This window comes from Rhodococcus pseudokoreensis (genome assembly GCF_017068395.1).
Classification (GTDB): Bacteria; Actinomycetota; Actinomycetes; order Mycobacteriales; family Mycobacteriaceae; genus Rhodococcus_F; species Rhodococcus_F pseudokoreensis.
This window is the reverse complement of record NZ_CP070619.1, coordinates 954234-977067: the sequence shown is the minus strand read 5'-3', so window position 1 is coordinate 977067 and position 22834 is coordinate 954234. Positions and strand designations below refer to the sequence as shown.

The window sequence follows — 22834 nt, the reverse complement described above, 5'->3', positions numbered from 1 at the left end:
CCTCAGACCCCGAGCCGGTGCCTGCCCTCCCACAGGCAGGCAACCCCGACCCCGGACCCCAGGCAGGTAGTGCCCCAGTGCCCCCTACCCAGGGCACCCCGTACCCGGTGCCTACCCCGTCGCTTGTGAGTTCCGAACAAACCGCGGGACGAGTAATCTCAGGTGGGACCAGTGCCGGCCAAGGTGCCTGACTGTGCGGATCTGACAAACGAGAAAAGCCCCCACCCTGATGCAGGTGGGGGCCAATCTCAATCGTCGGATCAGGCGGCGTTGTACAGACGCACGATGCCTGCCGGGTTGATCAGGCCGAAGCCTACGCGCGAGGTCGCGCGGATCTGAACCGCATCGCTGGCGAACGCGGCATCACCCGAGGTGACAACCTGAGTGCCGGTACGGCGAACCGTCATGATCTGGGACTTATCGAGGCCCCATGCCTCACCTGCAGCAACCGCAACCGAAACGATCACCGGGACACCAGCCAGGGTGACGCCGTCACCGACGTTGTCCAGGAGGCCCTGGTTCGAGCCGGTGCCGGTCTTCGCCTGAGCCAGCGCAAGCGCCACATCAGGAGCCAGGACGAAGTGAGTCAGCTCAGCACCAGCATCCTGGGCTTCCTTCTTGGCCGCGTGGAACGCGTCCAGGTTGGTGTACGCAGCTCCGGTGTCGACCACCGAGTACGACACCGAGAGCAGACCCGAGGGGCCGTTCGTCGTGGTGTTCGCGAAGAACGCGGCATCGATCTTCCGAGCGATGTCACGCGCGAGACCCTGACCGATCTGGTTGGCGACAGCGGGGTTCGAGTCGTTCAGCGCCTCGTTCGAGACCTGGGTCAGACCCGCAACCTTCTTCGGCGTGACCACGACCTCATCGGTGTCGGGGTCGGTGAGGGTGATGGTCGAGTTCTCGGCGTACCAACCGGTGGCCGGGTCCGCCTGCAGGACCGGGAACCGGATCGTCTGCGAGCCGGTCTCCACGAGGGTGCCAGCCTGGAACGGGACTGCCTTTGCAGCCACCGTGATGTCCACGAGCTTGCCGTAGTCCTCCGGGGTCCAAGCGGTGGTGAGGTTGGAGTTGAGAACGGTCATGGTTGTTCCTCCTATGGAACGAGAAGGCCCCCATGGCCTGATGCCAAGGGGGCGTTATGGATTGAGCGAGGCGGAACGCGTAGGGCGTTCGCCGGAGTCACCGGCCACAGACCGGATCATGTTGGGCCGCAGGCCCTAACGTTGGTTACTGCCGACGCCGCAGACGCAATGCAGTAACCGAAGCTTCATCGGAGAAGGTCTCCCCATTTTGGAGTACCTCGACCATGCGACCCGTGTCCCTGGCTCGGGTCGGTGGCGAGGTCGATCGGCTTCAGACCTGGACGTGAACCGAGTAGCTCAGTGGCCACGGCGGAGACCTTCTCGGGGTCGACGTCGCCGTCGTCGTCCAGGAGGTCCGCGAGGGTCTTCCCTGACAACGTCAGGAGATCCGCAGGAACACTCAGGTGTTCCGACGCCAACCGCTCGATCTCGCGAGTCTGAAGGCGCTCGATCCGCTCAGCCAGCGAGTCACGCTCGGTGCGTGCCTCGTTCCGCTCGGTGCGGTACCGGGCTTCCTTGTTGACCTTGGGAGTTTCCTGCTGGTCATCCGGGGTCTCGATCGGTGCGTTGTTCTCTTCAGTCATTGGCCTGTGCCTCCCAGGAGGTGATGACCATGCCATCGAGCATGGACTCCCCGGAGCCGGGGCGGATGACGGCATCTTCGGGGATGCACCAGGTGACTGGGCGACCGCCATGGTCGAGCACACGCTGGATCAGGTCAGTGTCAAGCATTGTTATCCTTGTGGGTGTTGGTGAGAGCCGAGAGCTGTTCTCGCAGCTCGTTGCGCTGGGTTCGGTATCGGGCTGAGTGAGTGCGAAGTCGCTTGATGCGCTGTTGCCACTCGATGGGGAGTTCGTCGAACGTCATGGGTTGCCTCCTGGGCATCAAGAAAGCCGTCTGTGATGGACGCAGACGGCTCAGAAACTGGAATTGGTATGTCGGGGTGGCCTATCGGCCATAGACCCGGATGAGGGTCTCTGCGACGTCGGAGGCGTTGATCGGGACGCCGTCGTTCTGGAACTTGACTCCGGCAGCCTCGAAGACTTTGACGACCTCATACGCTGCTCGGCGCTGTAGCCGTCTGGCACGGTCACCCTCGCGCCTGCACTCGCGGCAATACCCTTGCCGGTCGCGGTCTGCGCTGGAGCGGATCTCGTGACCTTGCGGACACGTGGTCATGCGAACACCTCCTTTCATGTGTGCTCATGGTTTTGGACAAATGAGAATGCCCCCGGTTTCATCCGGGGGCTTCTCGGGAAGTTTGGTGGACCTCGGGGAGTGACCGGCTCGCCCGAGGTCTGTGGTGATCACCCAATCACCAAAGGAGACACAGAATCCGGTCGAGCTTCGTGAAGCTGACCAACGTCGTCACTGCCTGATCCTGACTCCACCCGCATCTTGCGGGTAGCTGTTACCGAGCTAGTGCTCGGAAGTCCGGCCCCAGGAGCGCCAGGACTCGGTTCCGGCGCTCGACTGGGGAGGGAGCGACGTGGGGGCGTCGCTCGGGGGAGGCGGGGGCGGGTGCCTGAAGTCCCGCCCCTGTGCCCTTACCCCGTCATCTCTAGGGGTTCAAACCCTACAGAAATCACGCTGCGGTGATCTGTGACGCTGTGATCTCTGCCATACCCTGTTTCTCGGCCTTCTTCCTGGCTCTGTACCGGCGCATCTCGTCGCGCTTCTGTGCGCGCCGACACGCCTTCTCGTTGCAGATCTCGGGCTGACCTCCCACGTCGCGAAGGAGCCTCTCCTCCTTGATCACGCACCAGTTGCACCGGCACTTGTCCCACGGGAGGTGCGGGAACTCGCAGACGAAGTCTGCCGTCTCGGGCAACGGCAGCGGGCCGTTGCAGTACCGGCACGTCGTCGGAAGCGTCGTCGCAGTCGAGAACGACTCGACCATGTAGCCGTGGCCGGACGCTACGAAGTCGCCGAGGTCTCGGGTGATGCGTTCCCCGGCTTCGGCGTCTCGCTTGGGCTGAGTGCGATCACGGTCTTTACAGACGTACTCTTCCGGTGCCACTGGTGGTGGCCCGGTCAGCTCTTCGACTTCTTCGAGCTGCTCGATGGTGATCTCGCTCAGGTATTCCGTCTGAGCGGAGGTCGGACTCGTATGGTCCGACCCCTCGAAACGTTCGGGTAAGACGTCGTTCTCTTGCATGGGGTTCCTGTTCTCGATGTTGTGGAGCGCCCACATAGGCGCTCGGGTGTTCTTCCTGGTGGATGGTTGGCCGGCACGAGTGCCGATGTGTGGGGAAGTGACAACTCCCCGGTGGAGTCAGGCGGGCACCACGCACCAGTCCTCGGCGAACGGGTCCATCACCCGTTTGAATCCGGCAGCCGCGAGAGCTGCCTCGTCTTCGATGTCGATCCCTTCGGGGATCTTGAACCGAGGACGTTCCACGACGGGATCCAGTGGGTTGCGTGCCCACGGATCGGAGTGGAACAACGTCTTGGTGAGGTCGGCAGCTATTCGAGCTGCCTCCTCTGGGTCAACTCCCTCGGGGGCCTCTGGGTCCCCATGGGATTCTTCCCCCATTGGAAAAGACTCTGATCCCTTGGTCGCTTCCTGCGACCTTGCATGATCTGATGGAGAGTCTCCAGGACTCTCGTCTCTCCAGGATCTGATCTCAGGATCTGATCCAGGATCTGATGGGTTACGAGTAGCCGTAACTATGACGGGGTCAGACTCGGAACTATGGCACTGCGAATCGGAACTATGGTCCTCGCATGGTTCCGAGTGGCCGGAACTATGTGACGCCGCGTAGTCGGGGTTCGGGGCATCGGGGATGAGATCGAACTGGGATGCTTTCTTGGAGTAGCCGGAACCTCGGAAAGTCTCATGGACCCATCCGCGTTCCTTCAGCGACGTGACAGCGGCGGACACGACGCCTTTGCTCAGGCCGGTCTCCCGCATCATCAGTTCGATACCGGGATGCGACTTCTTTCCTTGGGAACCAGAGTGGTTGAACAACGAGATCAGGACTCGGAACTCCGACAGCGTGAACTTGTGCCCGTCTGTCCTCTTGAGCCACTTGAGCTTGCTGAAATCACCGGTGGTTGATGCTGTCATTCGTGGTGCCTCCCAGGGCCTGGTGGATGTTGTCGGCGAGCACAGCAAGTTCGGACTCGCTGAACATGAGTGATGTCGAGAAGCCCTCGACCTTGATCCGGTACTGGTTCCGGCTGAACTTCGTCGACCATTGCTTGGTGACGGTGTGCTTCCTCACGGGCTGTTCCTTTCTCGGTAGGGTGGACACAAGGAACCCCCGGCGATTCCAGCGCCGGGGGCTCTGTCGTATTGCGTAGTCGTTGCATTGCAGGTGCAACGCGTTGAACTGGGATGTTGCGTTAAGCCGCAACGGTTTCCGGTGGCATTGCGAGTTCGTACGTGTAGTCGTTGCCGTCGATCGCAACGGGGCGCAAGAACCCCGCAACATGCAGACGCAACGCGCCTTCGTCCATCTCCTCTGGCGTCCGGTCCGTCGCAACTCCGAGCATCCCGAGTGCAACCAATGAGTCAGCACTCGACGTAGAGGGGTGTGATTCGATCGCATCGAGCCAAGCGAACGTGTCGACCCCGGTAGTGGTCTTCAACTGTGTGTATCTCCTCGTGTACATCGCCGGTCCATCCGGCGCTGACATGACTATGACACGTGCTCAACATGTCCGTCAAATCCAACATGTTGGAGGGTGCTAGGGTCGGCTCATGACATCGAATCGACACGTGGAGATGGATCTCGGACCCGACTGGATCGTGAGGATGGCCTGGCCGGAGGAAGGGGACATCCAGGGAGGGCCGATCGAGCTTCTGGTGACGCCGTCCGATCCGCAGGCGTACCCGGCAGGGGGAATATCGAGCACGGTCCTTCGCTCGGTGGACTTTCGTGCCGCTACGGCTCAGCTACGGCGTCAGCTTGCGAGTGCCGATAGATGGCGGAGGCGATCGGACGAGTACGAAACGGGTCGTATCGAGCGGATTCGAGACGCACTCGCCAAGGGCATCACTCCCGAGTACCTGGCGCTGCTGTCGTCGGCGTACGTGTCCCGCGTGAACTCGGGACAAGCGAAGCCGGTCGAGCGTCTCGCCGAGGACATCGGGAAGTCGTTGCAGACGATTCGGGGGCACTTGTGGAGGGCGCGTAAAGATGGACTGCTCACTGGATCGGCCGGCCGCAAGGGCGGACAGCTCACGCCACAGGCGTCGGCGATCTTGTCCAGGATCGTTCCGAATGCTCCACAGAGCCCCATCGAGACGTCACAGACTTGACATTGAACGAGGAAGCCCCCGTTCCTCCTGGTCCGGGGGTTTTCTCGTGTGCGGGATACGCTCTCGACCATGTCAGACGTCTGGGTTGGTGTTATTGGTGGTGCGGTCGGTGGTTTCTTTACCGCTCTGGTTTCCCTGTCGTCTCCCTGGATCTCGTGGTTCGTGAAGTCGCGCGAACTCGATAAGACGCGGGATGTTGAGCGACAACGCGAGCGCCAAGGGCATCGTCGCGAACTAATCACCCAGTGGCGCGAGAGCATTTTCCAAACGCACCACGAGTTGGTCATGCACGAGGTGCAGCGTCGGCGTGAGGCCGGGGCTCAGGATCCCGTGATCGAACAACTTGAAGGTAGAGCGTGGTTCGAGTCCCTACGTCCTCACCTGTCTCTGAGTGAGGACGAGGTAGGTCAGATCAGCATCAATTTCGACATGTCTTCGATGGTCCGCAAGCTCTCCGATGAGGTCGCCCGGATCGAACGGGAGTGGGAGCTGGTGTGACGAGAACGGTTCGCCAGCTCGATACACTGGCTCACCAACTTGAGAAAGAGTCGAATGAGCGCCTGGCCGTTGCTGTCCCAGCCTGCACCCGAACCGCCGATCCCTTCGCCCGTGACGCCGACCGTTGTTGTCGAACCCCAGCTCAACCTGCCCCCTGAAATCCTGGAGCGGTTGCCGGTTGCTCCGGCGACCGGGTGGCTGACGCAGCCGGTGGCGACCCTTATTGCTGCGGGAATGACGGTTGTCGCTGCGCTTGTGGCCTTTGCGGGCGTCTTGTTTATCCAGTACATGACCCGTCGGAACCTCACCGCACAGCTGGACAAGCAGGAGGAGTTGCACAAGGACGCCCAGAAAGCCCAGGCGATCCAGCATGAAAAGTCGATTAAGAGCCAGCTTGACTTGTTGAGAATGCAGGTATTTGCGGCCGACCAGAAGCAACAACGTGAGGACCGCTTAAACGCTTTGTCCGACTCACAGGCCGCGCTTGCTGCAGCAAATAGTGCTGCGATCGACTTGATATTGGAACGCATGGCAGAGCCGCGGGGGTCGCATCGCGAAACTCGTGACAAGCTGAAGATTGCGCTCGACACCTGCGAAATCCGAATTTTGAAGCTGGAACTCTTGCAGCTCGAACAATCGAGCAAGGCGTTGGGAGCCACGCGACGACTGCTCGTTGACGTCTATGCCAACCAGGCTCCGGACCTGGACCTCCTCAAGGAAGTAACGGAGAGCTACAAGGCGGCTGTGGAGGCGTTCAAGTTCGATGCAACGGTGACTCCGTGAGTCTCGAAGGGCATCCCTACGGGATGGCAATGCCGACCGAACGGACACCTAACGGTGCCTGTGCTAGTCCCCCTTCCCCAACGTTTGCCCGGTCGCCATACCCCGATAGACCTTCTCGGCCAACACTTCTAGCCGACTGTCTTGGATGACAGCCGGTTGTGCTGGACCTGCTCGACAGTGTCGACCCTGGGGAACAGGTGCCTGGTGCCGCTCACCAGGACTAGGGATGGATCACGGATGCGGTTGGTTAGCGTCGGACTCGCACGGATAACGACGTTTGGCCCTGAGAGGCCCGTGGAGGGCCTAACAGGGCTCGGGTGGTGTCAGAGGTAGGGCTGAGCGTCCAGCCGGGACGCGATGACTTCGAGGTCACGCTGGCGGAGTACCGGGACGTTCCGGTAGTCGGTCACTGAGAGACCGATCTCGACGGCTCCAAGCTCCAGTTCGCCGAGGGTGAGACCGGCAGCGTCGATGACTTCGCTGGTGTCCGCACCGAGGAGATCGGCGGCTTGGTTGATCGTGTAGGCGTCCGCTTGACGCTGGACGGGGATAGAATCCTGCTTACGGTTCATGACGGGTGTCTCCGTTGTGTCCTAGACCCTGGTCGGTGTTGGTAGCACCTACCGGGGTCGATTCATTTGTGGCTCTACCTGCATATATCCATATTGGGTGGATGCTGTGGAGCTACTCGTGGAACATCACTCGGAACACCCGCACAGCTTAGGGCCACACCGGGGGCGGCATGATGGACGCATGGATCCGGTCGAAGAGGTGGTGGGTGAGGACTACGGCGACGCACGCCTCCCCGCGCAGAACTGGCAGCGGCGGCACTACACGAAATGCAACTTCCGTGACGCCGACCTGAGTGAACTCCGCACCGAGTCGGTGATCTTCACCGACTGCGATTTCACGGGCGCCGACCTCGCCGAGTCGCACCACGTGGGGACGGCGTTCCGCTCGTGCTCGTTCACCAGAACCACGTTGTGGCACAGCGAGTTCCGCAACTGCAGCTTCCTCGGGTCGGAGTTCGACAACTGCCGGCTGCGCCCGATGGTCTTCGACGAGTGCGACTTCACGCTCGTGTCGCTGGGCGGTGCAGACCTGCGCGGACTCGATTTCACGGACTGCCGGTTCCGGGAAGCCAACCTCGTCCGCACGGACCTCCGCCGGGCCGTGCTCCGTTCGGCGGACCTGTCCGGAGCCCGCACCGGGGGCGCAAAATTCGACGGCGCGGACCTGCGTGGGGCGCAGGTCGACGCGAACCTGTGGACGGCGGCCTCACTGGACAAGGCGCAGATCGAACTCACCCAGGCCATCGCGTACGCGACGGCCAACGGGCTCGTGGTGGAACCGACCTGACGCGGGTTATCCGAACCTGAGAGAATGGGGCACGTGACTGCAACGATCCTCGATGGCAAGGCGACCCGCGACGAGATTTTCGAAGACCTGAAGGTGCGGGTGAGCGCCCTGAAGGACAAGGGCATCACGCCCGGTCTCGGCACCGTCCTGGTGGGGGACGACCCGGGGTCGGCCGCCTACGTGCGCGGCAAGCACAACGACTGCGCGAAGGTCGGGATCACCTCGATCCGCCGCGACCTGCCCGGCGACATCACGCAGGAGAAGCTCGACGCCACCATCGACGAGCTCAACGCCAACCCGGACTGCACCGGATACATCGTGCAGCTCCCGCTGCCGAAGCAACTCGACGAGAATGCCGCCCTCGAGCGCATCGACCCCGACAAGGACGCCGACGGCCTGCACCCGGTCAACCTCGGCCGCCTGGTGCTCGGCAAGGAAGCGCCGCTGCCGTGCACGCCGCGCGGCATCCTGCACCTGCTGCGCCGCTACGAGGTCCCGATCGAGGGCGCGCACGTCGTCGTGGTCGGTCGCGGTGTAACCGTGGGCCGCCCGATCGGTCTGCTGTTCACCCGGCGCAGCGAGAACGCCACCGTCACCCTCTGCCACACCCGGACGCGGGACCTCGGTGCGGAGGTCCGGCGCGCCGACATCGTCATCGCGGCGGCAGGTGTTCCCGGGCTGGTGACGGCCGACATGGTCAAGCCCGGTGCCGCGGTACTCGACGTGGGTGTGAGCCGCACCGAGGACGGACTGCGCGGCGACGTGGCGGCGGACGTCGCCGAGGTCGCCGGTTTCCTGTCCCCGAACCCCGGTGGGGTCGGACCGCTGACCCGCGCGTTCCTGCTGACCAACGTCGTGGAGCGGGCTGAGCGTGTCGCAGCGTCTCTCGGCTGAGATGGCCGACTGGGGGCAGTTCGCGAAGAAGAACCTGCCCATGCTGGCAGTCCTCGTCGTCATCGTCGTGGCCGTGGTGTTCGTGCTCGCGGACCGGTGGCGGCGAGGAGCGTTCGTGTTCGGTGTCGCCACTCTGCTGGCGGCGGTGTTCCGGTTGACGATGCCGTCGGAGCGCGTCGGACTGCTCGCGGTGCGCAGCAGGGCCTTCGACGTGGGCGCACTCGTGGCGGTCGGCGGCGCGATCGTGTGGCTGGCCGTGTCGATCGACCCGCTCGGAACCGACTGACGGTCCGAGCGGGCGTCACAAGGCGCGGGATCAGCGTCCGGCGCGGGCCAGTTGCATCGTTTCGGACAGCAGTTTGGCGACGGCGGCAGCCTCGGTGAGGAACCCGTCGTGCCCGTCCCGCGAGTTGAGCACCCGCAGGCCGTCGCAGGTGGGGATGTCCTCGGCCAGATCCTCCTGCAGGCGGATCGGGTACAGGCGGTCGGAGTCGACGCCGCCGACGATGACGGGTGCGGTGATCGTCCCGAGCGCCGCCGCGATGCCACCGCGGCCGCGGCCCACGTCGTGCCGGTTCATGGCCTCGGACAGCAGCACGTACGTGCCCGGGTCGAACCTGCCGACCAGCTTGTCGGCCTGGTGCTGGAGGTAGCTCTCGACGGAGTACCGCCCGCCGCGCCACGGGTCCTCGCCGTCCTGCGGCGAGTTCGCGAACCGGGAGTCGAGTTCGCTCTCGGTGCGGTACGTGAGGTGCGCGATCCTGCGGGCTATGCGCAGGCCGGTCCGGGGGATCCGGCCGGTGCCGTGATAGTCGCCGCCGAGCCAGTCGGGGTCGCTGGTGATGGCCTCGATCTGGGTGGTCTGCGTGCCGATCTGGTCCGCCGTGGCGCGGGCGCCGACCGCGAGGACGAGCGCCGACGCCACCTGCTCCGGGTACGTGACGGCCCACTCGAGCGCGCGCATGCCGCCCATCGAACCACCGACCACGGACGCCAGCTTGTCGATCCCCAGGAGGTCGGTGAACTTCTTCTCGGCCGCGACCTGGTCGCGGATGGTGATCTCCGGGAAGCGGCTGCCCCACGGGCGCCCGTCCTCGGCGATCGAACCGGGACCGGTGGTGCCGCGGCACCCCCCGAGGACGTTGGTCGCGACGACACACCACTCGTCGGTGTCGATCGGCGCACCCGGACCGACCATTCCGCTCCACCAGCCGGGGGAGGGGTGCTCGTCGGTGACGGGGCCGGTGACGTGGGAGTCGCCGGTCAGGGCGTGCTCGACGAGCACCACGTTGTCGCGGTTCGGGGACAGCTCGCCCCACCGCTGCACGGCGAGGGTCACGGACGGGATCACCGCACCGTTCTCGAGCTCGAGCGATCCGATGTCGACGGTGCCGAGACGTCCGTCGGCCACGGGGAGGTTCTGCACTGCGCTCACGGTCAAGATGCCGCCGCCGTAATTCCGGTTTCGATATCGGCGATGATGTCGTCGATCCCTTCGATGCCGACTGCCAGGCGGACCAGTCCGGGGGTGACGCCGCTGGCCGCCTGCTCCTCCGGGGTCAGCTGGGAGTGTGTGGTGGATGCCGGGTGGATCACCAGCGAGCGGACGTCGCCGATGTTCGCGACGTGGCTGTGCAGGGTGAGCGCGTTGACGAACTTCTTGCCCGCGTCGATGCCGCCGGCGAGTTCGAACGTCACGATGGCGCCCGCGCCCCTCGGCGCGATCTGCTTCGCGCGGTCGTACCACGGCGACGACGGGAGCCCGGCGTATCCGACGGACACGATCTCCGGCCGCGCCTCCAGGTACTGGGCGACGGCGGTCGCGTTGGACACGTGCCGCTCCATCCGCAGGCTCAGCGTCTCGAGGCCCTGCGCGATGAGGAACGCGTTGAACGGGGAGATCGCGGAACCGAGGTCGCGCAGCAACTGCACGCGCGCCTTGAGGGCGTACGCGGGCGGCCCGAGTTCGGAGTAGACGACGCCGTGGTAGCTCGGGTCCGGGGTGGTGAAGCTGCTGTGCCTGCCCTGGGTCCAGTCGAACGTGCCGCCGTCGACGATGACGCCGGCGATGGCCGTGCCGTGACCGCCGAGGTACTTGGTGGCCGAGTGCACCACGATGTCCGCGCCGTGCTCGAGCGGGCGGATCAGGTACGGGGTGGCCACGGTGTTGTCGACGATCAGCGGGATCCCGTGCTCGTGCGCGACGCCGGAGATGCCGGGCAGGTCGAGCACGTCGTTGCGGGGATTGGAGATGGTCTCGCCGTAGAACGCCCTCGTGTTGTCCCGGACCGCGTTCTTCCACTGCTCGAGGTCGTCGGGGTCTTCGACGAACGAGACCTCGATGCCGAGCTTGGGCAGCGTGTAGTGGAAGAGGTTGTACGTGCCGCCGTAGAGGCGCGGGCTGGAGACGATGTGATCGCCCGCCTCGGCGAGGTTCAGGATCGCGAACGTCTCGGCGGCCTGTCCGGACGACAGCAGCAGGGCGGCGACGCCGCCTTCGAGGGCGGCGATGCGCTGCTCGACCGCGTCCTGGGTGGGGTTCATGATGCGGGTGTAGATGTTGCCCGGTTCGGCCAGACCGAACAGCGCGGCAGCATGGTCGGTGCTGTCGAACGTGTACGAGGTGGTCTGGTAGATCGGCAGCGCCCGCGCCTTGGTGGTCGCGTCGGACGTCTGCCCGGCGTGGATCTGCTTGGTCTCGAACGACCAGTTCTCGGTCATGTGCTGTCTACTCCAGTGGTCTGACGAGGCGCGGACGACAATCTGGTTCGTTCGCGCGCAGGGCTTGTCTGGGCTCTATCTACGACAACAACAACGCATCATGAACCTCCGATGTCGGACCCGCGCTTGTCACCCGACTGTTGTATGAATCAGGGAACCAGGTCATCACCCGGGGCACCCCACCGCGGCGGAGGGTTGCCGGCCAGCTAGCCGGGGCTCGTTGCTGGCACTCATGACCTCTGTCGAATCTTAGCGGCTGGGGTGGAACGACCGGAAACGGCACCGATCAGGCCCTGCCGGCAGGGAAAAGTTACCCGCCGGTAGGGGGTGGGATTTCGCACCCACATCTTGCGCGCCCCGGCTATAGCAGTACGCTTGTCTTGTTTAAGTGCGGTCTCCCCGGCGGCCGCATCGACGTCTACGTTTGATAAGCGAACCGTTCGCGGACCCACTCACGAAGTGCGCCCGCAACCGTGTAACCAGGGAATCTTCCTAGGAGGACGCGAAGCACCCATGTCCAAAATCAAGGTTGAGGGCACCGTCGTCGAACTCGACGGCGACGAGATGACACGCATCATCTGGCAGTTCATCAAAGACAAGCTGATCCATCCCTACCTGGATGTGAACCTGGAGTACTACGACCTCGGTATCGAGTACCGGGACGAGACCGACGACCAGGTCACCGTCGACGCGGCCAACGCCATCAAGAAGCACGGCGTCGGTGTCAAGTGCGCGACGATCACCCCGGACGAGGCACGCGTCGAGGAGTTCGGCCTCAAGAAGATGTGGCGGTCGCCCAACGGCACCATCCGCAACATCCTCGGTGGCACGATCTTCCGCGCGCCGATCATCATCTCCAACGTTCCGCGACTGGTTCCGGGCTGGACGAAGCCGATCATCATCGGCCGTCACGCCTTCGGCGACCAGTACCGCGCCACCGACTTCAAGGTCCCCGGCCCCGGCAAGGTGATGATCACCTACACGCCCGAGGACGGCAGCGAGCCGATCGAGCACGAACTGGTGAACTTCCCCGAAGGCGGCGGCGTCGTCCAGGGTCAGTACAACTTCACCAAGTCCATCGAGGACTTCGCGCGCGCCTCGCTCAACTACGGCCTGCAGCAGAACTACCCGGTGTACCTGTCGACCAAGAACACCATCCTCAAGGCGTACGACGGCGCGTTCAAGGACATCTTCCAGCATGTCTACGAGACCGAGTTCAAGCCGGAGTTCGACGCGGCCGGACTCACCTACGAGCACCGCCTCATCGACGACATGGTCGCGTCGGCGCTCAAGTGGGAGGGCGGCTACGTCTGGGCCTGCAAGAACTACGACGGCGACGTCCAGTCCGACACCGTCGCGCAGGGCTTCGGATCGCTCGGCCTCATGACCTCCGTGCTGCTGACCCCGGACGGAAAGACGTGCGAGGCCGAGGCCGCACACGGCACCGTGACGCGTCACTTCCGTCAGCACCAGCAGGGCAAGCCGACGTCCACCAACCCCATCGCGTCGATCTTCGCGTGGACCCGTGGACTCGAGCACCGCGGCAAGCTGGACAACACCCCCGACGTCATCGGCTTCGCTCAGAAGCTCGAAGACGTGGTCATCAAGACCGTCGAGGGTGGCCAGATGACCAAGGACCTCGCGATGCTGGTCGGCGGCGACCAGGGCTACCTGACCACCGAGGAATTCCTCGGCGCGCTGGACATCAACCTCCAGAAGGCCATCGCCGAGCAGTAGGCACTCGAGCCACAGCAGTACGAAACGGGACGTCCTCGCGAGGGCGTCCCGTTTCGCGTCTCCGGGGCCGGGTGAGTCATCTCACGGCCGCTCGCGGCGCGAAAAGCGGAATCCGGGGAAGAGAATTCCGGTGTGGGTCGTTGCGCAACGAGGCGCCGTGCGCCGCGTAGTCGTATTTCTGCCTAGTCGAAAGTCCTGCTGTGAGCACTTCCACCCCCGTCCGCCCCGAGCACCTCGGTGTCATCGCTCAACATCCGTCCGTCCGCAAGCTCGCCATGATCGCGCTCGCACTCGGCGGCTTCGGGATCGGCACCACCGAGTTCGTGGCGATGGGACTGCTTCCCGAAATGGCGTCGAGCCTCGGGATCACCGAGCCGACGGCCGGGCACGTCATCTCGGCGTACGCCCTGGGTGTGGTCGTGGGCGCGCCGCTCATCGCCGCGCTCACCGCGCGGGTGCCCCGCAAGACGCTGCTGATCGCGCTGATGGCGGCGTTCACGATCGGCAACGCCGCCACCGTGTTCGCACCGAACTACGGGGTGCTGATGGCCGCGCGGTTCGTCGCCGGTCTCCCGCACGGCGCGTACTTCGGCGTCGCCGCCCTGGTGGCGGCGCACCTCGCCGAGCGCGGACAGCGCGCCCGGGCGGTCGCGCTCGTCATGATGGGCCTGTCGGTGGCCAACGTCATCGGTGTGCCCGCCGCCTCGTGGCTGGGACAAGCGCTCGGCTGGCGCAGCGCCTTCGCCCTCGTCGCGCTGATCGGTGTCGTGACGCTGGGCGCGATCTGGTCCTGGGTGCCCGCGCTCGCCGCCATGCGGATGACGAACCCGCTCACAGAACTCGGTGCTCTGCGCCGCGCGCAGGTGTGGATGACGCTCATCATCGGCATGGTCGGATTCGGTGGCATGTTCGCCGTCTACACCTACATCAGCACGACCCTCACCGATGTGGCCGGGTTGTCGCGGTCGCTGGTGCCGCTGGCGCTGATGATCTACGGGCTGGGCATGGTCGCGGGCAATCTGATCGGCGGCACGCTCGCCGACCGGGCGCTGATTCCCGGTCTGTTCGCCGCGATGACGGCGCTCGGGGTGGTGCTCGGCATCTTCGTGATCGCCTCGCACAACCCGTACACGGCGCTGCTGCTGGTGTTCTTCGTCGGTGCTGCCGGCGCGTCGATGGTTCCCGGACTGCAGACCCGGCTGATGGACGTCGCCGCCGACGCCCAGACCCTCGCCGCGTCGCTCAACCACGCGGCCCTCAACATCGCGAACGCGTTCGGGGCGTGGATCGGTGGCGTCGTCATCGCCGCCGGTTACGGCTACACGGCGCCCGCCGCGGTCGGTGCGCTGCTCGCCGTCGCGGGCCTCGTGGTCCTCACCGTGGCCGTCGCGATGGAACGCCGCAGCGCCCGTTCGTCTCGGTAGCCGCGCTGTCGTACGCGTCCGCTACGGTGCTTGCCGTGCCACACATCATCACCACCGTCAATGTCAACGGAGTCCGCGCGGCCGCACGCAAGGGACTCACCGAGTGGATGGAGCGCACGGAGGCCGACGTCGTCTGCCTGCAGGAGACGCGGGCGTCCGACGATCAGCTCGCCGAGACTCTCGCGCCCGCCCTGGAGGGCGGATGGAACCTGGCGTCCGCGGAACCGTCCTCGAAGGGGCGAAACGGCGTCGCGATCCTGTCCCGGAAACCGGCCGACGCCGTCCGTGTCGGCCACGGCGACGAGGAGTTCGCTGCCGCGGGCCGCTACATCGAGGCGGACTTCGACGACCTCACGGTGGCGAGCCTGTACCTGCCCTCGGGGGAGGCCCAGACACCCCGGCAGGAGGAGAAGGAGCGGTTCATGGACTCCTTCGCGCGGTACCTCACGGCTACGGCCGAGGCCGCCGTCGCGGCCGGTCGGCACGTGGTGGTCTGCGGCGACTGGAACATCGCCCACACCGAACTCGACCTGAAGAACTGGAAGACGAACAAGAAGAACTCCGGGTTCCTGCCCCACGAGCGGGAGTGGATGTCCGCGCTCTTCGCGGAGGACGCGCACTGGTCCGACGTCGTGCGCCTGCTCGAACCGGACGTCGCCGGACCGTACTCGTGGTGGTCGTACCGCGGGAAGGCGTTCGACAACGACTCCGGCTGGCGCATCGACTACCAGATCGCCACCCGCGAACTGGCGGAGCGCGCCAAGCAGGCCGTCGTCGAGCGCGCCGAAACCTACGACCAGCGGTGGTCCGATCACGCGCCGGTCACCGTCCAGTACCGGTGACGGGCGGTATCTGATTCGTGTCGTCACGGCACACGTGAAAAGATCAATACTCATGTCGACCCCTGCAGCTCAGAAACCCACCGCGAAACCGCGGGTGCTCTCCGGCATCCAGCCCACCGCCGACTCGTTCCACCTCGGCAACTTCCTGGGTGCTCTGCAGCAATGGGTGCCTCTGCAGGACGACTTCGACGCGTTCTACTTCATCCCGGACCTGCACGCGATCACGGTGGCGCAGGACCCGAAGGAACTGCGCCGCCGCACGAAGATCGCGGCGGCACAGTTGCTGGCGCTGGGAATCGACCCCGACCGCGCCACGCTGTTCGTCCAGAGCCAGGTCCCCGAGCACGCGCAGCTGGCATGGGTTCTCAACTGCATCACCGGTTTCGGTGAGGCAAGCCGCATGACGCAGTTCAAGGACAAGTCGTCGAAGCAGGGCAGCGAGAACGCCAGCGTCGGGCTGTTCACGTATCCGGTGCTGATGGCCGCCGACATCCTGCTGTACCGCCCGCAGCGGGTCCCCGTCGGCGAGGACCAGCGCCAGCACCTCGAACTGGCCCGCGATCTCGCCCAGCGGTTCAACACCCGGTTCGGGAAGGCGTTCGTCATTCCCGAGGCTCAGATCATCAAGGGCACCGCCAAAATCTACGACCTGCAGGATCCGACGTCGAAGATGAGCAAGTCCGGTCCGAGCCCGGCCGGCCTGATCAACCTGCTCGACGACCCCAAGGTGTCGGCGAAGAAGATCAAGTCCGCGGTCACCGACAACGAGCGGGAGATCCGGTACGACCCGCAGGCCAAGCCCGGTGTGAGCAACCTGCTCACCATCCAGTCGGCGTTGTCCGGCACCCCCGTCGAGACGTTGGTCGCCGGGTACGAGGGCAAGGGCTACGGCGACCTGAAAACCGATACGGCCGACGTTCTCGCCGAATTCGTGACACCGTTGAAAGCGAAAGTGGAGGGGTACCTCTCGGACGAGGCGGAACTCGATCGTGTCATCGCGGCCGGTGCCCACCGGGCCCGTGAAGTGTCGTCGCAGACGTTGGCGGCCGTGTACGAGAAGGTAGGGTTTTTGACACCGAAGGGATAGCACTGTGGCTGACGAACCGAGTTTTCTCGACAAGCAGCGGGCAGCGCGCCCCTGGTTCGACCATCTGATGCGGGCCGCACAGCGGTACCAGAATCAGAAGGGTGACTACTACGCGGCGGGTATCACGTATTTCAGTGTGCTCGCATTGATTCCGATCCTGATGGTCGCGTTCGCCATCGCCGGTTTCGTGCTCGCCGGGCAGCCGGAGTTGCTGCAGGAACTGCAGGACGGCATCACGAAGAACGTGCCCGGAAGTCTCGGTGACACGCTCAACACCATCATCGATTCGGCGATCGCGTCCCGCGCCAGCGTCGGTATCCTCGGTCTGCTCGGTGCCGCCTACGCCGGACTGGGGTGGATGGCGAACCTGCGTGACGCGCTCACGGCGATGTGGGAGAGCCAGCGCGAGTCGAAGGGATTCGTGCGCACCAAGCTGGGCGACGCGGGCGCTCTGCTCGGGCTGGGCCTGGCGATGATCGTCTCGATCGGATCGTCCGCGCTGAGCAGCGGTCCGGTGGCCCGCACGGTGGTCGAGGTGCTCAACCTCGACGAGGTGACCGGCGTCGACGCCGGACTGCGCGCACTGTCGACCGTGCTCTCGCTGGTCGCGACGTGGGCGGTGTTCGCCTGGGTGATCGCCCGACTGCCCCGGGAGCCCGTGACGTTCCGCAGTGCGATCAAGGCGGCCCTGCTCGCGGCCGTGGTGTTCGAGATCTTCAAGCAGGTCGGCGCCATCTACCTCACCGCGGTCACCGCGGGTCCCGCAGGCGTGGCGTTCGGCCCGATCATCGGTCTGCTCGTGTTCATCTACCTGACCTGCCGGATGCTGCTCTTCTCGACGGCGTGGGCCGCGACCACCAAGGCCAGCATGGCGCTCGCGTTCGTGCCGCCACCGGATCCCGCCGTCATCACGCCGCGGATCGAGGTTCGCGAGGGTCCGGGGGTGCGCGGGGGACTCGCCCTCGTCGGTGTCGGTGCCCTCGCCGCGCTCGGCTTGTCCGGACTGGTCACCCGCAACAAGCGCTGATCCGGGAGCGTCAGCGCCTGCGGGACAGCCGGCGTGCGCAGAGCATCAGCACGACGACGACGGCCGCCCCGACGATCCCCACACCCGCCCGCAGGGCCAGCGTGTTGTCGGGGTGGTCGGAACCGGAGGCGACGACGGAACTCGTGGCGGCGGCCGAATCCTGTTGCGGCGGTGCGGCAAGGACCGCGTCGGACCCGTCCTCGGCCGGGTACAGGTCCTCGAGCGACCCCACCCGGGCGTCGCGGTCGAGGGCGAACCCGTAGTCCAGCAGTCGCGCCGCCTGTTCCCAGGTTCGGATCGGCTGCGCCTCGGCTCCCATCAGTGTCACCATCAGGCGGCGGCCGTCGTGGTCGGCGCCGCCGACGTACGTGTGGCGCGCATCGTCGGTGAATCCGGTCTTGCCGCCCAGCGCGCCCGGGTAGTTGTAGAGCAGTTGATTGTCGTTGGCGAGTGCGAACGGCGGCCGGTCCTGGTCCTCCGGGATCGCGGGATCCTTCGGGAAGCCCGGGAACTGAACGGTTTCCGTGGAGATCAGCTCCGCGAACGTCGGATTCTTCATCGCGTTGTGGAAGATCAGCGCGAGGTCGAACGGCGAACTGCTCATGCCGGGACCGTCGAGTCCGGACGGGGTCGCGGTCCTCGTGTCGTGAGCGCCGAGGGTGTCGGCGAGACGGTTCATCTTGTCGACCGTCGCGGCGTCGCCGCCGAGTTGCCGGGCGAGGAGGTGGGCGGCGTCGTTCCCCGACGCCATGACCAGGCCCTGCATCAGCTGCCGGTTCGTGTACTGACCGTTCTTGCCGATCCCGACCGCGCTGCCCTCCACGGCGGCGTCCTCGGCGGTGGCGGTTACGGTCTTGTCGAGATCCAGTTCGTCCAGCGCCACGAGCGCGAGCAGCATCTTGATGGTGCTGGCCGGCCGGTACCGGCCGTGCGGGTCCTTCGCCGCGAGCACGTCGCCGGTGTCGATGTCGGCCAGCACCCAGCCCGACGCCGCGATGTCGGCGGGCAGCGCGGGGGCGCCGTCGGGGAGCGTCACTCCGCACTCGGCGAGTTTCGGCCCGCCCACCGGCTGGTCGGGCACGGACACGGCGGTCGGTGCCGGATCGCCCGGCTGCGGCACCTCGGACAGGTCGATCGCGGGGGCCGGCGCCGACCGGTGCGGGCAGTCGTCGGTGTTGGGGGTGGTGAACGGCGCCGACGTGGGGGAGGCGGGGACCGGGGGCGGGATCGCCCCGGCAGCGCTCACCGAGAGTCCGGCCAGCAGGGTTCCGGACACGACCGCGGTACACACTCGACGCCACATCATCGAAAAGGCAGCGTATGCGATGACCGGGCCGGTTCTGAAAACGGACGCGTGTCGACACGCATTCGTGACGTCCGCGCACCGTGCCGGGGTGAGGGCGGCCGGGTCAGATGAAACCCATGCCCCGGACGGCGTCGCGTTCGGATTCGAGTTCGGCCACCGACGCGTCGATCCGCTTCCGCGAGAAGTCGTCGATCTCCAGCCCCTCCACGACCTGCCAGGCCCCGTCGACCGAGCGGACCGGGAACGAGCTGACGAGCCCCTCCGGCACCCCGTAGGCGCCGGTGGAGGGCAGCGCCACGGACGTCCAGTCGTCGTCGGGGGTGCCGAGCACCCAGTCGTGCACGTGGTCGATCGCGGCGTTGGCGGCGGAGGCCGCGGACGATGCGCCGCGGGCCTCGATGATCGCGCTGCCCCGGTTCGCGACGGTGGGAATGAAGTCGCCGGTGAGCCAGTCGCGGTCCGCGGCGAACTCGGCGCCGGACCGGTCCCCGACCCGCGCGTGGAAGATGTCGGGGTACTGGGTGCTGGAGTGGTTGCCCCAGATCGTGACGCGGCTGATGTCCTTCACCGCGGCGCCGGAGTGCCGTGCCAGCTGGGCGATCGCGCGGTTGTGGTCGAGCCGGGTCAGTGCCGTGAACCGCTCCGCGGGCACGTCGGGGGCGTTGTTCGCGGCGACGAGTGCGTTGGTGTTGGCCGGGTTGCCCACGACCAGCACCCGGACGCCTTCCGCGGCAACCTGATTGATCGCGCGACCCTGCACGGTGAAGATCTGCCCGTTCGCGGCCAGCAGGTCGCCGCGCTCCATCCCCTTGGACCGGGGACGTGATCCGATGAGCAGGGCCACATCGGTGCCGTCGAAACCCCGCTTCGGGTCGTCGTGGACCTCGACGTCGTGAAGAAGCGGGAAAGCGCTGTCGTCGAGTTCCATCGCGGTGCCTTCGGCCGCGGACACGGCGGACGGAATCTCCAAGAGCCGCAGTCGAATCGGGGTGTCGGGGCCGAGCATCGCGCCCGCGGCGATCCGGAACAGCGCCGCGTAACCGATACTGCCTGCCGCCCCGGTGACCGTGACCACCGCGGGAGTGGGCGACTGCGTCATGTGTGAACCTCGCTGTTCGTCGGGGGCATCCGTTCTCGACACTAGCGCGGGGATCTCACCGTGGGACGGCTCGGACGGTGAGCTTGGACACGACTGAGCTCGGACACGACGCAGGGCGCCCCCGGCCGAAGTGGCCGGGGGCGCCCTGGAACGTGCTCGGAAAACCTCGGGTCAGCGTGCGAAGAGCAGCGCGCGCTTGACTTCCTGGATCGCCTTCGTCACCTGGATGCCGCGGGGGCACGCGTCGGTGCAGTTGAACGTGGTCCGGCAACGCCAGACGCCGTCCTTGTCGTTGAGGATGTCGAGACGCTCCGACGCACCCTCGTCACGGCTGTCGAAGATGAACCGGTGCGCGTTGACGATGGCAGCGGGACCGAAGTAGCTGCCGTCGCTCCAGTACACCGGGCACGACGTGGTGCAGCAGGCACACAGGATGCACTTGGTGGTGTCGTCGAAACGGGCCCGGTCGTGCTGCGACTGGATGCGCTCACGGGTGGGTTCGTTGCCGGTGGTGATGAGGAACGGCTTCACGGCGCGGAACGCGTCGAAGAAGGGCTCCATGTCGACGACGAGGTCCTTCTCCACCGGCAGGCCCTTGATGGGCTCGACGGTGATCGTGACCGGCTTGCCGTCCTTGGGCAGCATGTCCTTCATGAGGAGCTTGCAGGCCAGACGGTTGACGCCGTTGATCCGCATTGCGTCCGAACCGCACACGCCGTGGGCGCAGCTGCGGCGGAACGTCAGGGTGCCGTCGAGGTAGCCCTTCACGTACAGGAGCAGGTTCAGCATGCGGTCCGTCGGCAGCGCCGGAACCTGGAAGCTGTCCCAGTGCTGGCCCTCGCCGGACTCCGGGTTCATCCGCGCGATCTTGAGGGTGACCATGACGGCGCCCTCGGGAACGGGAGGGAGATCCGACTTGTTCTCGCTCTTGTCGACTGCAGGTGCGCTCATCAGTACTTACGCTCCATCGGCTCGTAGCGGGTCTGGACTACCGGCTTGTAGTCGAGACGGATGTCGGAGAGCAGGCCGTCGCCCTCCTTGTATGCCATCGTGTGCTTCATGTACTCGGCGTCGTTGCGGTCCGGGAAGTCCTCGCGGGCGTGGCCGCCGCGCGATTCCTTGCGGTTCAGCGCGCCGACGACGGTGACCTCCGCCATTTCGAGGAGGAAGCCGAGCTCGACGGCCTCGAGCAGGTCGCTGTTGTAGCGCTTGCCCTTGTCCTGCACCGTGATGTGGTTGTAGCGCTCCTTCAGAGCGCGCACGTCCTTGAGTGCCTGGGTGAGGCGCTCTTCCGTGCGGAACACCGAGGCGTTGTTGTCCATCGACTGCTGCAGCTCGGTGCGGATGTCCGCGACCCGCTCGTGACCGTGGTCCGACAGGATGGTTTCCATCCACTCGTCGACCATCTTCTCGGGCGTCTCCGGCAGGGCGACGAACTCGCTGTTGTTGGCGTGCTCGGCGGCGGCGATGCCGGCGCGGCGTCCGAAGACGTTGATGTCGAGCAGCGAGTTGGTGCCGAGACGGTTCGCGCCGTGGACGGAGACGCAGGCGCACTCGCCGGCGGCGTACAGGCCCTGGACGATCTCGTCGTTGTTGCGGAGGACCTCACCGTTGATCCTGGTGGGGATGCCGCCCATGACGTAGTGGCAGGTGGGGTACACCGGCACCGGTTCCTTGACCGGGTCCACACCGAGGTAGGTGCGGGAGAACTCCATGATGTCGGGGAGCTTCTCGTCGAGGACTTCCTCGGGGATGTGGGTCACGTCGATGTAGACGTAATCCTTGTTCGGTCCCGCGCCGCGTCCCTCGAGGACCTCGAGAACCATCGACCGCGCGACGATGTCACGGGGTGCGAGGTCCTTGATGGTGGGGGCGTAGCGCTCCATGAACCGCTCGCCGTCGGCGTTGCGGAGGATGCCGCCCTCACCGCGCACAGCCTCGGAGATGAGGATGCCGAGCCCGGCCAGGCCTGTCGGATGGAACTGGTGGAACTCCATGTCCTCCAGCGGGAGGCCCTTGCGGAAGATGATGCCCATGCCGTCACCGGTGAGGGTGTGGGCGTTGGACGTCGTCTTGTACATGCGTCCCGAGCCGCCGGTGGCGAACACGATGGACTTCGCGTGGAAGACGTGGATCTCGCCGGTGGCCAGCTCGTAGGCGATGACACCGGTGGCGACGGGGCCGTTCTCCGTCTCGGTGATCGCGATGTCGAGGGCGTAGAACTCGTTGAAGAACTCGACGTCGTGCTTGACGCAGTTCTGGTAGAGCGTCTGCAGGATCATGTGACCGGTGCGGTCCGCGGCATAACATGCGCGGCGAACGGGGGCCTTACCGTGATCGCGGGTGTGACCACCGAAACGACGCTGGTCGATCTTGCCCTCGGGCGTGCGGTTGAACGGCAGACCCATCTTCTCGAGGTCGAGCACCGCGTCGATGGCCTCCTTGGCCATGATCTCGACGGCGTCCTGGTCGGCGAGGTAGTCGCCGCCCTTGACCGTGTCGAAGGTGTGCCACTCCCAGTTGTCTTCCTCCACGTTCGCCAGCGCGGCGCACATGCCGCCCTGGGCCGCGCCGGTGTGGCTGCGGGTGGGGTAGAGCTTGGTCAGTACCGCGGTGCGGGCGCGGGGACCGGCCTCGATCGCTGCGCGCATGCCGGCGCCGCCGGCACCGACGATGACCACGTCATAACGGTGTTCCTGCATGA

25 protein-coding genes and 1 riboswitch are annotated in these 22834 nt (G+C 65.7%); of the genes, 11 read left to right on the top strand and 14 right to left on the bottom strand.

Going from position 1 to position 22834, the window contains the following annotated elements:
• Positions 1-260: 260 nt before the first annotated feature.
• The 7 genes from JWS13_RS10040 to JWS13_RS10010 all read right to left on the bottom strand — a co-directional run bounded on the left by JWS13_RS10040 (position 261) and on the right by JWS13_RS10010 (position 4313).
• Positions 261-1085 carry a phage major capsid protein gene (locus JWS13_RS10040; protein WP_206005460.1) on the bottom strand — a complete coding sequence of 275 codons (825 nt, stop codon included), beginning with the start codon at positions 1083-1085 and terminating at the stop codon, positions 261-263.
• 185 nt (positions 1086-1270) lie between these two features.
• Positions 1271-1669: a hypothetical protein gene (locus JWS13_RS10035; RefSeq protein WP_206005459.1), complete on the bottom strand. Its 399-nt coding sequence runs from the start codon at positions 1667-1669 to the stop codon at positions 1271-1273.
• Positions 1662-1817 carry a hypothetical protein gene (locus tag JWS13_RS10030; RefSeq protein WP_206005458.1) on the bottom strand — a complete coding sequence of 52 codons (156 nt, stop codon included), beginning with the start codon at positions 1815-1817 and terminating at the stop codon, positions 1662-1664. The genes JWS13_RS10035 and JWS13_RS10030 overlap by 8 nt, the downstream gene beginning before the upstream one ends.
• Entirely contained in the window at positions 1810-1953 is a 144-nt protein-coding gene (locus JWS13_RS10025; RefSeq protein ID WP_206005457.1) for a hypothetical protein, read from the bottom strand. Before JWS13_RS10025 ends, JWS13_RS10030 begins: the two co-directional genes overlap by 8 nt.
• A gap of 718 nt (positions 1954-2671) precedes the next feature.
• Entirely contained in the window at positions 2672-3244 is a 573-nt protein-coding gene (locus tag JWS13_RS10020; protein ID WP_206005456.1) for a hypothetical protein, read from the bottom strand.
• 117 nt (positions 3245-3361) lie between these two features.
• Positions 3362-4156 carry a helix-turn-helix domain-containing protein gene (locus tag JWS13_RS10015; RefSeq protein ID WP_206005455.1) on the bottom strand — a complete coding sequence of 265 codons (795 nt, stop codon included), beginning with the start codon at positions 4154-4156 and terminating at the stop codon, positions 3362-3364.
• A complete protein-coding gene (locus JWS13_RS10010; protein WP_206005454.1) occupies positions 4134-4313 on the bottom strand; it encodes a hypothetical protein in 180 nt (59 codons plus the stop codon). Before JWS13_RS10010 ends, JWS13_RS10015 begins: the two co-directional genes overlap by 23 nt.
• A 479-nt stretch (positions 4314-4792) precedes the next feature.
• Between JWS13_RS10010 and JWS13_RS10005 the strand changes: the two genes are divergently transcribed.
• The 3 genes from JWS13_RS10005 to JWS13_RS09995 all read left to right on the top strand — a co-directional run bounded on the left by JWS13_RS10005 (position 4793) and on the right by JWS13_RS09995 (position 6634).
• Complete coding sequence (locus JWS13_RS10005) at positions 4793-5353, top strand: hypothetical protein (RefSeq protein ID WP_206005453.1); 561 nt, start codon at positions 4793-4795, stop codon at positions 5351-5353.
• 69 nt (positions 5354-5422) lie between these two features.
• Complete coding sequence (locus JWS13_RS10000) at positions 5423-5851, top strand: hypothetical protein (protein WP_206005452.1); 429 nt, start codon at positions 5423-5425, stop codon at positions 5849-5851.
• Positions 5852-5905: 54 nt separating this feature from the next.
• Positions 5906-6634 (top strand): hypothetical protein, encoded by a 729-nt coding sequence (locus JWS13_RS09995; RefSeq protein ID WP_206005451.1) that lies wholly within the window; start codon positions 5906-5908, stop codon positions 6632-6634.
• A 323-nt stretch (positions 6635-6957) separates the two neighbouring features.
• On the opposite strand, the gene JWS13_RS09990 is transcribed toward JWS13_RS09995, so the two are convergent.
• Entirely contained in the window at positions 6958-7206 is a 249-nt protein-coding gene (locus tag JWS13_RS09990) for a hypothetical protein (protein WP_206005450.1), read from the bottom strand.
• A 181-nt stretch (positions 7207-7387) separates the two neighbouring features.
• Between JWS13_RS09990 and JWS13_RS09985 the strand changes: the two genes are divergently transcribed.
• Genes JWS13_RS09985 through JWS13_RS09975 form a run of 3 tightly spaced genes read left to right on the top strand, consistent with a single transcriptional unit; the run spans position 7388 to position 9173 of the window.
• Entirely contained in the window at positions 7388-7993 is a 606-nt protein-coding gene (locus tag JWS13_RS09985; protein WP_206005449.1) for a pentapeptide repeat-containing protein, read from the top strand.
• A 33-nt stretch (positions 7994-8026) separates the two neighbouring features.
• Positions 8027-8887 (top strand): bifunctional methylenetetrahydrofolate dehydrogenase/methenyltetrahydrofolate cyclohydrolase, encoded by an 861-nt coding sequence (locus JWS13_RS09980; RefSeq protein WP_005239862.1) that lies wholly within the window; start codon positions 8027-8029, stop codon positions 8885-8887.
• Position 8888: 1 nt separating this feature from the next.
• Positions 8889-9173, top strand: a complete 285-nt coding sequence (locus JWS13_RS09975) for a DUF3017 domain-containing protein (protein WP_124394686.1) — start codon at positions 8889-8891, stop codon at positions 9171-9173.
• Positions 9174-9203: 30 nt separating this feature from the next.
• Here the strand turns inward: JWS13_RS09975 and metX are convergent, their stop codons facing one another.
• The gene (gene metX / locus JWS13_RS09970; RefSeq protein WP_206005448.1) at positions 9204-10328 is read right to left on the bottom strand and encodes a homoserine O-acetyltransferase MetX; all 1125 of its coding nucleotides are present in this window, start codon (positions 10326-10328) and stop codon (positions 9204-9206) included.
• Positions 10325-11608 (bottom strand): bifunctional o-acetylhomoserine/o-acetylserine sulfhydrylase, encoded by a 1284-nt coding sequence (locus JWS13_RS09965; protein ID WP_124394647.1) that lies wholly within the window; start codon positions 11606-11608, stop codon positions 10325-10327. Before JWS13_RS09965 ends, metX begins: the two co-directional genes overlap by 4 nt.
• Before the next feature lie 117 nt (positions 11609-11725).
• Positions 11726-11846, bottom strand: a riboswitch (SAM riboswitch).
• 275 nt (positions 11847-12121) lie between these two features.
• Here JWS13_RS09965 and JWS13_RS09960 point away from each other — a divergent pair.
• The 5 genes from JWS13_RS09960 to yhjD all read left to right on the top strand — a co-directional run bounded on the left by JWS13_RS09960 (position 12122) and on the right by yhjD (position 17725).
• Positions 12122-13345, top strand: coding sequence for an NADP-dependent isocitrate dehydrogenase (locus tag JWS13_RS09960; RefSeq protein WP_005560536.1), 1224 nt, complete (start codon positions 12122-12124; stop codon positions 13343-13345).
• A gap of 200 nt (positions 13346-13545) precedes the next feature.
• Entirely contained in the window at positions 13546-14769 is a 1224-nt protein-coding gene (locus JWS13_RS09955) for an MFS transporter (RefSeq protein WP_192582037.1), read from the top strand.
• 35 nt (positions 14770-14804) lie between these two features.
• Entirely contained in the window at positions 14805-15611 is an 807-nt protein-coding gene (locus tag JWS13_RS09950) for an exodeoxyribonuclease III (RefSeq protein WP_206005447.1), read from the top strand.
• A 52-nt stretch (positions 15612-15663) separates the two neighbouring features.
• Positions 15664-16698, top strand: a complete 1035-nt coding sequence (gene trpS / locus JWS13_RS09945; RefSeq protein ID WP_087558392.1) for a tryptophan--tRNA ligase — start codon at positions 15664-15666, stop codon at positions 16696-16698.
• Positions 16699-16702: 4 nt separating this feature from the next.
• Positions 16703-17725, top strand: coding sequence for an inner membrane protein YhjD (yhjD, locus tag JWS13_RS09940; protein ID WP_206005446.1), 1023 nt, complete (start codon positions 16703-16705; stop codon positions 17723-17725).
• Between the two features lie 10 nt (positions 17726-17735).
• On the opposite strand, the gene JWS13_RS09935 is transcribed toward yhjD, so the two are convergent.
• The 4 genes from JWS13_RS09935 to sdhA form a co-directional block, all read right to left on the bottom strand.
• Complete coding sequence (locus tag JWS13_RS09935; protein ID WP_206011559.1) at positions 17736-19016, bottom strand: D-alanyl-D-alanine carboxypeptidase family protein; 1281 nt, start codon at positions 19014-19016, stop codon at positions 17736-17738.
• 118 nt (positions 19017-19134) lie between these two features.
• Positions 19135-20130 (bottom strand): malate dehydrogenase, encoded by a 996-nt coding sequence (locus JWS13_RS09930; protein ID WP_206005445.1) that lies wholly within the window; start codon positions 20128-20130, stop codon positions 19135-19137.
• Between the two features lie 171 nt (positions 20131-20301).
• Positions 20302-21081 carry a succinate dehydrogenase iron-sulfur subunit gene (locus tag JWS13_RS09925; RefSeq protein WP_005256985.1) on the bottom strand — a complete coding sequence of 260 codons (780 nt, stop codon included), beginning with the start codon at positions 21079-21081 and terminating at the stop codon, positions 20302-20304.
• Positions 21081-22832 (bottom strand): succinate dehydrogenase flavoprotein subunit, encoded by a 1752-nt coding sequence (gene sdhA / locus JWS13_RS09920; RefSeq protein ID WP_124394651.1) that lies wholly within the window; start codon positions 22830-22832, stop codon positions 21081-21083. The genes JWS13_RS09925 and sdhA overlap by 1 nt, the downstream gene beginning before the upstream one ends.
• Between the last annotated feature and the right edge of the window lie 2 nt (positions 22833-22834).